The sequence below is a fragment of the Acinetobacter sp. UC24323 genome (assembly GCF_024151445.1).
GTDB lineage: Bacteria > Pseudomonadota > Gammaproteobacteria > Pseudomonadales > Moraxellaceae > Acinetobacter > Acinetobacter baumannii.
The window spans coordinates 136,340-148,386 of sequence record NZ_JAHIBY010000004.1 but is presented as its reverse complement, the minus strand read 5'-3'; the positions used below and the strand labels follow the sequence as shown (position 1 = coordinate 148,386).

Here is a 12,047-nt window from a genome sequence, read left to right as displayed (position 1 = left end):
TATTTTGCCCCTATTCTTGATAAAGCTGTAACCTTATTCAAGCTTTTTTAAACGTTCGATAATATTTTCATAATCTTTATTGGTGCGATTATAGGTTTTCGAAAGTATTTCAAGTGTTTGTTTAACTTTATTAATATTCATAAGATTGTTTTCAATCAAGGTTTTATGTCTTTCGGGAACTTGTTCACCCTTACGAAAATATTCCATTTCTTGCCGCTTAAATAAAATTTTGTCTTGTTGTAATTGGCTCAGTTGGTCCTGCTGATAATTTATTTGTTTTTTAATTGCCAATAATGCTTGGTCTCTTTTAATCGTCGCAGTTTTACTATTGCTATATGCTCTTTTTAATTTGTTATCTTCTTCTCTATATCGAGCTGATAATGCACGCTGTGAGGACTGATTTAAATCGGCTTCAGAATTATAAGGATGATTTCTTTTAATGACCTGCATATTCTGGTCGAGTGCTTCATATCCATAGCGAATATGAGCCGGCGTTACGGATGTACTAATATTCGTAATACCATGCTGATCATAATAACGATACCAGACAGCTTTAGGAGCTGCATTGGCAGCCAACGTTGGGGAAGAGAAAAACAGTGCTCCGCAAGAGGCAATGCCTATAGATACAGACAAGCAGTTCCTATAAAAGGCATATTTCATCCGCTTATTCATAAAATTCCCCAAAAAAGAAAGGTAAGTCACTTATTTTTAAATAATTAATCTTAAATATATTAGTTATTATTTAACTGAATAAAAATATCGATATTATAAAAAAAATGATAATTTTTTTGAAAGTGTGATGAGGTTAAAAGTTATTGTTTATAAATGAGAAAGTAGACAAAAAGCTTTCATTGAAAATAGAAGTATAGATATGTTAAAAATGCGTATAAATCTGTAAAAACAAATTTAAGTTAAATTGCATTTATATTTTATGTTATGGGGATGGAAGATTAAATGGAAGATGCATTCCAAAATCTGAAAGTAATGGTTATTGATGACTCAAAAACTATTCGCCGTACCGCAGAAACTCTATTGCAACGCGAAGGTTGCGAAGTGATTACTGCTGTCGATGGATTTGAAGCTTTATCTAAAATTGCTGAAGCGAATCCGGATATTGTTTTTGTAGATATCATGATGCCTCGTTTAGACGGTTATCAAACTTGTGCTTTGATTAAGAACTCTCAAAATTATCAGAACATTCCCGTTATCATGCTCTCTAGTAAAGATGGTTTATTTGATCAGGCAAAAGGGCGTGTGGTAGGTTCAGATGAATACTTGACGAAACCTTTTAGCAAAGATGAATTGCTAAATGCGATTCGTAATCATGTAAGTTCATAATAAGTAATTTGAGGGCAAAAGAAATGGCACGTATTCTCATTGTTGATGACTCACCAACAGAAACTTTTCGTTTTAAAGAAATCCTAACTAAGCATGGCTATGACGTACTTGAAGCCTCTAACGGTGCAGATGGTGTGACTTTGGCAAAAGCTGAGCAGCCTGACTTGGTATTAATGGATGTGGTCATGCCAGGTGTAAATGGTTTTCAGGCAACGCGCCAGATTACCCGTGATGAAGACACGAAGCATATTCCAGTGGTGATTGTGAGTACTAAAGATCAGGCAACTGACCGAGTATGGGGTAAACGTCAAGGCGCAATCGATTACTTAATCAAGCCAATCGAAGAAAAGCAATTAATTGATGTAATTAAACAATTTCTAAATTAACTCATCCATCCATAAAAACATAAATAACGGGATAAATACGCCCGTTTTATAGGATCGAGTATGGCAGCGAATGGATTTATCGAGTTACTTCGTTTGTCTAAACGGGGTAATAAGAATTACGCTTCAGTTCAAAATGAAGCACAGCGATGGTCAGGAATTGCTTTTGAAATGAGAGGGCAATACTTCGTCGCACCACTTGGGGAAGTGTCAGAAGTTATCTATCCACCGAAATATACACCAGTTCCAAATACTCAAAGTTGGGTCAAGGGATTGGCAAACATTCGTGGAAGATTACTTTCGGTATCTGATTTGGCTCATTTTATTTCAGGGCAGCGGAGTTCATTTTCGTCTACCCAAAAAGTGCTGTGTATTAGCCATCATGACCAGTATGTGGGGTTGGTTGTGGATCAGGTTTTGGGGATTCAGCACTTTAATAAAAAAAGTTTTTTTTCTCAGAGTTCAGACTTAGAGGAAAACCTAAAAGAATATTGCCAAGGGTATTTTCACCAACACAATCAACATTGGCATGTCTTTTTATTTAGTCGGTTATTGCAAAACCCACACTACATGAACGCATCGACAAAATTTATAAACTAATTTTTATGCTGTGAATGAACAGCGTATTTTTCTGGGGAGAAGCTGTATGGGCTTTAAACTTAAAAAGAAAAGTGGCAATCGCGGTGCTACCGGAAAATCGAGTGTCAATTTTATTGCAAAAATCCAGTCAAAAATTGAGCAGTTTGCCAGTTTATTTGGGGAAAGTGAAAAGTCCAAGCCTATCCTTTATGCAGCGCTGTTATGTTTAGTATGTGCGTTAATTTCATTAGCTTATCTATTTTATAATGTGCCTCGTCATAACCAGTTAATTCGAAGTCTTGGTGAGTTACGTCTGTTATCTCAAACCATTTCTAAACAAGCAACTGAAGCAACAGAGTCGGGCTCTCAAGAGGCGATCACAAAGCTACAGCAATCTAAAAAAGACTTTGATGAGAACTTACTTGAAATTGAAAATATTCACGGTAAGTCGACCGATGAATATCAAAAAGTTGAGAAAATATGGGGTGAGGTTTCAAAAAATATTGATTTGATTTCATCACATCAACGAGTTCTTAACCAGTTATATGATACCAACATCTCGATTAGTGAAACGGTTCCAGAGATTCAGGCAGAATATAACTTGATGGTCGACCAAATGGCTCGCCAAGGTTTGCCAAGTAGTCAGGTAATTATTGCTAAAAACCAGGTATTTATTGCAGAGCGTATTTTACGTTCGATTAACTCGGTGTTAAGTGGTACGGACGGAAATGTATCAACTAGTGACTTTAGTGTCGATATTGAGACTTTTGGTACCTATTTAAATGCTGAACTGAATGGTAATGCCGAGTTAGGTGTTGATCGTATTGCTGATCCGGCTTTACGTGAATCTTTAGAAAGTATTAAGTCTGAATATGACAAAGTCTTAAAATCTGCTGCTGCAACGGTATTAAAAAATGGTAGCCAGATTATCAATGTTCGTCAGGCTTCTTCTCAGATTTTCGCTAAATCGGATGTAATGTTGGAAAGTCTAGGACATTTATCTAATGTTGCAAGAAAGAACTGGCTCACCTTATTTTTAGGTGCTGTTCTTATTCTTTCATTAGGCGGACTAATTTTCTCTGTATTCAAGTTAATTACACTACGTAGTGTAATGGATAAGCAGCGTGTTGCTCGATTACAGGAAGAATATGACCGTAACCAGAATGCGATTTTACGTTTACTTGATGAAATTGCCGATTTGGCGGATGGTGACTTACGTTCATATGCAACTGTATCTGAAGACTTTACGGGTGCCATTGCCGACTCGATTAACTTCGCAATTGACCAACTACGAGATTTGGTTTCACGAATTCATGAAACCTCTCAGGAAGTTGCACGCTATACACAAGATACGCAAAGTATTACTAACCAGTTAGCAGAGGCATCAGAACATCAGGCGCAAGAAATTGCAGGTGCTTCTACTGCCATGAATGAAATGGCACAGTCAATTGACCAGGTATCTGCCAACGCTTCTGAATCTGCGGAAGTAGCACAGCGTTCAGTACAAATTGCATCAAATGGTGCACAAGTGGTAAATCGTTCAATTGAAGGTATGGATACTATTCGTGAGCAGATTCAGGAAACTTCTAAACGTATTAAGCGCTTAGGTGAGTCTTCTCAAGAAATTGGTAACATCGTATCGCTCATTAACGATATTGCAGACCAAACGAACATCCTTGCATTAAATGCAGCAATTCAAGCATCTATGGCAGGTGAGGCTGGTCGTGGTTTCGCCGTGGTTGCCGACGAAGTACAACGCCTTGCTGAGCGCTCAGCATCTGCAACCAAACAGATCGAAACACTGGTTAAAACAATTCAGACCGATACCAACGAAGCTGTTATTTCAATGGAACAAACAACAACAGAAGTTGTACGTGGTGCGAATTTGGCAAAAGATGCGGGTATTGCACTGGATGAAATCCAAAAAGTATCGGGTGACTTGGCAAAATTGATTGCGAGCATTTCCGACGCAGCAAAACTTCAGTCAGCATCTGCGAGTCACATTGCAACCACCATGACGGTTGTACAAGAAATTACTTCGCAAACAACAACGGCAACGTTTGACACTGCTCGCTCCGTATCAGAGTTGGCGAATATGGCAGAGTCATTACGTGAGTCAGTAACGGACTTTAAATTACCTGACTAAATTGGGGGATAAGAATAGCTATTCTGATATCGCTATTCTTTTAAAAGTATGAGCAGCGCCAGACAAATATTGGGGAGATAGTTATTTTTCTGGTGTTGACTCTGTAGTTTTCCCCACTCAGGGGGTAAGCAAAAGAAGCCTTTGCTATGAAAGAAATATTAAAAACTTTAACTGAAGCAATGACGCTACCTGAAGATAGCTATTCTGAACAAGATGCTGAGTTTCTTGAGATCTTCATTGAAGAAATTGAAGAGATTTTTGTTGATTTGCAACCTTTGATAAATAAATGGATGCAGTCTGAGAATATTGCTACGCTCACTGAAATTCGTCGTCATTTCCATACCTTAAAAGGTTCCGGAAGAATGATTGGCGCTAAATCTTCAGCTGAGCTTGCGTGGACAGTCGAAGATACACTCAACCGGGTAATCAACCAAAGCTTACAATTAACGCCAACTATTCAGAGCTATGTGCAGTTAGTATTTAAGTTCTATTTCCTTAAATTAGTAGATAATTTTAAGCAAAAACGAGCACATACCTTAGATTTCAGACCTCTTATTTTATTAGGCCAACAACTACAACAACAGCAAAGTTTAGAACCAGCTTTAGAAGAGCTTTTACAACTTTCAAATACGCTTACGGCCGAAACAGTGACTGGTCTTGAGCTAGATTATATTGAACAAGATTCGTTAGCCGAGCCAATCATTCAAGATACACATACTGAAATTGAAATAAATCTAGATGAAACCTTGACCTTATTTATGGAAGAGGCGGAAGAACATTTAGCCACGATTCATCAATTTTTGGATCAAGAGTTACATCAGTACGACAGTTATAACGCTTTAATCCGCGCTTTACATACTTTGCGTGGTAGTTCTGCAATGGCGCAGGTCGAAACAATTTTCGAGGCCAGTACCAAAGTTGAGCATTTATTTAAAATACTACTGCAAGAAGAGTTATCTTCTCACTCTGAAGAAATTTTATTATTACAAGAATATCGTGAGTTTGTTCGAGATAGCTTGGAACTACTATCTAGATATAGTTCAAGTGAACAGCTCGAAGCGAGATTGCAGCAATTTAATCAATCTTGGGATGCATATGTTGAGCAACATGGTGACCGAACAGATCCGTTAATGCCTTCTCATGGCTTGGTATCGCAATTATTACAATTAGATGTTTCTGAATTACTGGATGCAGAATTAGATTTTGAGAAGGGTATTCGTAATGAGTTTCCTGATTATCTTGAACGCCTAAGTGAACAGGCTGATTTATTACTGCAACATACACATTCTCAAGCAATGCTGGGTTTACATGAATATACCAGCCAACTGAAAGAAAGTTATGAAGTGCTGCTTGATAAACCTGCGTTATTACAATCAGACTATATATTTGAAATTTATCAAAAAGCGCATCAACAGCTCATTCAATTATTTGATGCTTTAGCTGCTGGTCAGCGAGTCGGTGTTGTTAAGCAACATCAAAGTATTTTAGAAGAATTAAAACTTTATACGCAATACATTCCAGACCTATCAAATGACCTGTCTCAGCAGGATTCGACATCTTTTGAACCAATATCCAATATTGAACCAGAGCCAGAAGTAGTAGCTACTGTAGAAAATTTCTCAGACTCTGCAGACTGGGCGGTATTAGGTCAAAGTGTGCAGCAAGATCGACAATATATTTCATCTACACAAGTGAATCGAAATTTTGATGCTGATCTTTTAGATATCTTTCTTGAGGAAGCTGAAGAATTACTTGAGGGAATTGATACCGATCTTAATATTTGGGTAGGTGAGCAAGAAAACTTTGCAGCTCTGAACAACCTAATGCGTTATTTGCATACCTTGAAAGGGGGAGCAAATATGGTTCAGGCAACGTATCTTGGTTTGATTGCCCATGAATTAGAAAGCATTTATGAGCGTTTAATTCAAAAGCAATTAGTAGCAACTTCAGATTTAATTGATTTTATTCGTTTGGTTCAAGATGACTTGGCTGACCGTTTACAAATCATGCGTGAACAACAACTAGATTATGCAGCTCCTTACACAATTAACGCATTAAAACGAGCGGGTCAAAACTCTAACTTCCAACCTGTATCAGTGGTTGAGGCATTTGATGCTGAAAGTGAGGTATTCTCTGAGCAAGAGGTGATATCTGAAGTAATAATAGATGAGATACCGGTAGAACTTGAACCTGCTCTTGCAAAGCTAGAAACTCATCACGATCAGGTATTCGATACAGCGGTTACCGAGTTAGCTACTCCAGTTGAAGTAATTACCTCGGTTACATCGCAAGAGAATGAAGTTGCAGCTGATGAACAGGACATTGATGCTGTTGTTGAACAGACCTTCCTAGAAGAAGCTATTGAATTGTTAGAAATGGCTGAGTCGCTATTAAAACAATGGTTTGAACAGCGTACAAACCGTAGTATTTTGCTTCAGCTACAAAGAGCCGTGCACAGTTTGAAAGGTGGTGCACGAATGGTGGGTTTAGAAGCCGTACAAGCAATTGCCTACCAACTAGAAAATGCTTTTGAACAATTTGCGTTGCATCACTTCAATTCAAATATTTATGATCATTTATTAGAAAGTGCAATTGCATGGTTAAAAGATGCAATTTTTAACCACAACTATCAGCATTTCGATGGATTACAGCAAAGTTTAGAAAATATTCAATTCTTTGAAACTACAATCCAGATTCCGACTAAGTTAACTAGAGCGGACTTGTTTAGCTCAGAACCAGTGATGACCTTTATACAAGGTGATGGTACAGAGCCTCCACCAATGATGGGAGCATGGGAGCAAACAGAGCGTCTGGATCAGAATAATGAAATGATCCGTGTTTCAGCCGACTTAATCGAGAAAATGATTGATTTGTCTGGTGAAAACTCCATTAACCGTTCACGAATTGAAATGGACCTAAGCCAGTTTAGCCATACACTAGTTGAAATGGAGTTGGCGATTCAACGACTTGCCGATCAGTTACGACGAATGGAAGGTGAGTTAGAAACACAGATTATTGCTAAACATGGAATTGAACATTCTCGTTATACCGACTTTGATCCGTTAGAGATGGACCAGTATTCATCTTTAAATCAATTGTCGAAATCGCTTGCTGAATCTGCATCGGACTTGGTCGACTTTAAAAATACGTTATCTGACAAGATCAGAGATACCGAAAGTTTGCTTTTACAACAATCACGAATTCAAGCGGAAATTCAAGAAGGTTTAATGCGGACACGTTTGGTCCCATTTTCGCGTTTATTGCCGCGTTTACAACGAATTGTTCGTCAGACGTCTACAGCATTGAATAGACCTGCTGAGCTTTTCGTAAATAATACGGAAGGTGAGTTGGACCGCAATATTTTAGAACGGTTAGTGACTCCGCTTGAGCATATGCTCAGAAACGCAATTGACCATGGTTTAGAAGACCGAATGCAGCGGCAACAAGCAAATAAACCGGAAACAGGGCGTATTGAACTTAATATTCAGCGTCAAGGTACGGATGTTGTGGTTGTCTTTAGTGATGATGGTCAAGGCATTGATGTTGAAAAAGTACGTCAAAAAGCACTCCTTGCCGGATTGATCAAGCCAGAACAAGACTTAGAACAGCAAGAAATACTGCAACTCATTTTCCATCCGGGTTTAAGTACAGCAGAGCAAGTCACTCAGATTTCCGGACGTGGTGTAGGTCTTGATGTCGTGCAGAGTGATATTAAGTCTTTGGGTGGACATGTCAGCGTTGAATCCATCTATGGGCAGGGAACAACATTTACGATTCGCGTACCGACTACAGTAGCGGTAAGTGATGCCTTAATGGTTAAAGTGGCAGATCAACAATTTGCGATTCCACTCGCTCAAATCGATCGAATTATTCGAGTATCACCAGCCTCTTTAGAGCAGTATTTTGAAAGTCCTCAAGAACTATTTGAGTATGAAAATAAACGTTATCCATTACGTTATCTTTCAGAATTTGTTGGCAACCAACCCATACCACGTCTAAATGGCGTGATGTATTCATTACCTGTGTTAATGATTAAAGCCAATAATGGCCAAACTGTGGCACTACTTGTTGACCAGTTAATTGGCTCTCGAGCACAAATTGTAGTGAAACCAATTGGTCAACAGTTCTCTAGCATTGGAGCAATTGCAGGCGCCACAATTTTAGGTGATGGACAGGTCTGCTTAATTTTAGACGGACAAAATATTGCGCGACAAATTCAGTCAACTCAGCGTCATAAACAACTTAGTGAAGCAATATATAGACAACGAGAGTCTGATGAACGCCGTCTCATCATGATTGTAGATGACTCAGTAACTGTGCGTAAGGTCACTTCCCGATTACTTGAACGCCAAGGCTATGATGTGGTTACGGCTAAAGATGGTGTTGACGCCATAGAGCAGCTAGAAAATATTAAGCCAGATTTGATGCTACTTGATATTGAAATGCCACGTATGGATGGTTTTGAGGTTCTCAATCTTGTACGACATCATGATATGCATCAATACATGCCAATTATTATGATTACATCCAGAACAGGCGAAAAACATCGTGAGCGAGCATTCTCGTTAGGTGTAAGTCAATATATGGGTAAACCTTTCCAGGAAGAAGAGTTACTAGAGAATATCGATGCTTTACTTGTAGCGTCTGACAGTGAGGTCAAATCATGAAAGGTAGTGTAAATACATCATTGATCGCTAATATGGACCAACAAGAGCTACAGCATCTTATTACGGTTTCAACTGGTTTTATTGACGCTTATATCATTGAATGTAACGATCAGGTACCTATGCTATTGCCACAAAACATTGTGTTGTCTGCCATGGATGTAAAAAATGGCGTAAAACATATTGAATGGCATGATGTGAAGCTACCGGTCTACTCAGTACATAACGCAATTGATCAACATGCAGTCGCATTAGTGATTGAAGGGGAAGATATTAGCCAACGTTTTGCATTAATCTGTAAAACTATGCCAGTTTCTACTCGTCTGCGTATTTCTGAAATTGTCGATGAAATGGATGAGCATGAGGCTGAACAACACCCAGCAGTATTTAAATATGTGCGTATGCAAGATCAACGCTACTATATACCTAACTTAGAATATATTGAAAAAACACTTGGTTTATAAAGGAAAAAGGAACTCATTTGAGTTCCTTTTTTGTATAAGCTAGGGAAATTTTAAAATAGAAAATAATTACTTTAAATTTAAGATGTTTATGGGTGTGGCTGAATATATTATAATCGTCGTTTTTCCTTTATAAAATTAGTAAAATAAATAATTTCATTTTTTTAGTTAGAAATATAAGATCTTTGTATAAAAAAGTATATTAAATTAATCTTTAACAATAGTAGAAAATAAATGTCAATTCATAAAGAGCTGTATATTTTAGAAACAGATGACCATGTTGAGTTTGCTTTATGGAAAGTTGCTAAAAGCGAGAACACTCTTATAAAAAAAGAAGCAATTTTCTTATCTCATGGTGCATTTTCAGACAAGACTGTTTGTATGGGTATTGCAGTATATTTGGCAAATCATGGATATATCTGTTTTATTTTAGAATGGCGAGGGCACGGCACAAGCCCAAAAACAGATATTCCATTTAATTTTGAAACTGTTGCGTTATATGAATATAAGGCTGCATTTCATTATATTTATCATCATTTTAATATGGACTCTTTACATTGTGTGACCCATAGTGGCGGAGGTTTATGCTTAACAATGTTCTTGATTAATTATCCAGAATATTTAAAAAATATCCAAAGTATTACTTTTATAGCTTGCCAAGCATTTGGAGCAGTAAATGACTCTTTTGACTTTATTAAACTCTTTTCTGCAAAACTTGTTGTTAAAGGTCTAGGCCAGATACCAGCTAATAAATTTAAATTAGGACGAGTAAATGAAAGCTATTACACCATGCAGCCATGGTTTAACTGGAATTTAAAACAAAATTTTATTAGTGAGTTTAAAAATATTGATTATAAAAAACATATGAGCTCTATTAGAGCCCCTATATATTCTATTAGTGGAAGTGGTGATAAATTTATTGCACCCGTTAAAGGATGTTATAAATATTTAGAAGCTTTTGAAAATCATAATAATGTATTTCGTGAATTTGGTTACTCAAATAACAACTTGGAAAATTATTCTCATAGCCGAATTGTTTTGAGCCAAAATGCTGCTAAGGAAGTCTGGCCCACTATATTGCAATGGATAGATAAGAACTCAAAAGAAGTTCTATAAAGATTATGAAAATAAATTATCTGGATTAATAAATAAGAATCTTATTTTAAGATTTTTAACAAATATTCTCACAGTTAAAAATAATAAAAAGCACCCTAAAGAGGATGCTTTTTATCTAATTCCTGATCTTTAATATTTTAAGCAAGTAGGTTCTCTAAAATTTGCTCATAAATATCAGTTAATGGATCAAGATCATGTACATCAACATGTTCATTAATTTGATGGATAGTTGCATTTAGAACACCGAGTTCCAAAACTTGTGCACCTGTTGGCGCAATGAAGCGACCATCAGATGTACCACCACTTGTTGAAAGCTCAGTCTCAGTACCGGTCACATTTAAAATAGCAGTTTGAGCTGCGTTAACTAATTCACCTACTGGAGTTAAGAATGGTAAGCCAGACAAATTCCAGACAATTTCATATTGCAAGCCATGCTTGTCTAAAATTTCATGAACACGTTGTTTAAGCTGTTCTGCTGTAACCTCGGTTGAATAACGGAAATTAAAAGTAACTTCTAAAGCACCAGGGATTACATTGGTTGCGCCAGTACCTGCATGGATATTTGAAATCTGGAATGAAGTTGCAGGGAAATACTCATTGCCATTGTCCCAAACTGTTTGGCACAACTCAGCTAATGCTGGAGATGCTTCATGAATTGGATTACGTGCCAAGTGTGGGTAAGCTACATGACCTTGTTTGCCTTGAACCTTCAATACAGCATTAAGAGAACCACGACGGCCATTCTTAACAATATCACCTAATTTATGAGTACTTGATGGTTCACCAACCAAACACCAAGTAATTTTTTCATTACGCTTTTCCAGTGTTTCGATGACTTTAACTGTACCGTTAACAGCAGGACCTTCTTCATCTGAAGTAATTAAAAAAGCAATTGAACCTTTATGGTTTGGGTGTTTTGCTACAAAACGTTCAGATGCAACTACCATTGCAGCTAATGCAGTTTTCATATCTGCTGAACCACGACCATATAATTTGCCATCGCGAATTTCTGGTGCAAATGGGTCTGAATTCCAAGCGTCTAAACGTCCTGTTGGTACTACGTCGGTATGACCAGCAAAACAAAATACAGGGCCTTCGGTTCCACGTCGAGCCCATAAATTATCGACATCTCCAAAGCGCATAGGTTCAATATGGAAGCCAACCTTAGCTAAGCGCTCAGCCATAATAGTTTGGCAAGTATGATCAATAGGAGTAACAGAAGGCTGTTGTAGAAGTTCTAAGCTAAGCGAGAGAGTGTCTGAGTGGTTCATACCGGAAATTGCGTACTGATGAGGTGAAATATAGTCCGATATAATAGGCGAATCTCTAAGGGATGGGTATTTAAAAATAAAAAAACCTT

Annotated in this window: 9 protein-coding genes; 7 read left to right on the top strand and 2 right to left on the bottom strand. The window is 37.5% G+C overall.

The annotated features are described in order from the left end of the window. Positions 1-33 precede the first annotated feature (33 nt). Positions 34-672: a hypothetical protein gene (locus KNQ97_RS07520; RefSeq protein ID WP_213066780.1), complete on the bottom strand. Its 639-nt coding sequence runs from the start codon at positions 670-672 to the stop codon at positions 34-36. A 282-nt stretch (positions 673-954) separates the two neighbouring features. On the opposite strand from KNQ97_RS07520, the gene pilG reads away from it, so the two are divergent. The 7 genes from pilG (at position 955) to KNQ97_RS07485 (ending at position 10,687) form a co-directional block, all read left to right on the top strand. After that, a complete protein-coding gene (gene pilG / locus KNQ97_RS07515) occupies positions 955-1,338 on the top strand; it encodes a twitching motility response regulator PilG (protein WP_000389061.1) in 384 nt (127 codons plus the stop codon). Between the two features lie 23 nt (positions 1,339-1,361). Further along, positions 1,362-1,724, top strand: a complete 363-nt coding sequence (locus KNQ97_RS07510) for a PleD family two-component system response regulator (RefSeq protein ID WP_000101096.1) — start codon at positions 1,362-1,364, stop codon at positions 1,722-1,724. Between the two features lie 60 nt (positions 1,725-1,784). Continuing rightward, positions 1,785-2,321 carry a chemotaxis protein CheW gene (locus tag KNQ97_RS07505; protein WP_000729762.1) on the top strand — a complete coding sequence of 179 codons (537 nt, stop codon included), beginning with the start codon at positions 1,785-1,787 and terminating at the stop codon, positions 2,319-2,321. Positions 2,322-2,367: 46 nt separating this feature from the next. Next, positions 2,368-4,446 (top strand): methyl-accepting chemotaxis protein, encoded by a 2,079-nt coding sequence (locus KNQ97_RS07500; RefSeq protein WP_253612027.1) that lies wholly within the window; start codon positions 2,368-2,370, stop codon positions 4,444-4,446. 146 nt (positions 4,447-4,592) lie between these two features. Beyond that, complete coding sequence (locus tag KNQ97_RS07495; RefSeq protein WP_253612026.1) at positions 4,593-9,113, top strand: Hpt domain-containing protein; 4,521 nt, start codon at positions 4,593-4,595, stop codon at positions 9,111-9,113. After that, on the top strand, positions 9,110-9,574 hold the full coding sequence (locus KNQ97_RS07490; protein WP_000678925.1) for a hypothetical protein: 465 nt from the start codon (positions 9,110-9,112) through the stop codon (positions 9,572-9,574). The genes KNQ97_RS07495 and KNQ97_RS07490 overlap by 4 nt, the downstream gene beginning before the upstream one ends. Before the next feature lie 231 nt (positions 9,575-9,805). Then, positions 9,806-10,687, top strand: a complete 882-nt coding sequence (locus KNQ97_RS07485; protein WP_009519710.1) for an alpha/beta fold hydrolase — start codon at positions 9,806-9,808, stop codon at positions 10,685-10,687. 137 nt (positions 10,688-10,824) lie between these two features. Here the strand turns inward: KNQ97_RS07485 and dapE are convergent, their stop codons facing one another. Continuing rightward, the gene (gene dapE, locus KNQ97_RS07480) at positions 10,825-11,958 is read right to left on the bottom strand and encodes a succinyl-diaminopimelate desuccinylase (protein ID WP_001016580.1); all 1,134 of its coding nucleotides are present in this window, start codon (positions 11,956-11,958) and stop codon (positions 10,825-10,827) included. Between the last annotated feature and the right edge of the window lie 89 nt (positions 11,959-12,047).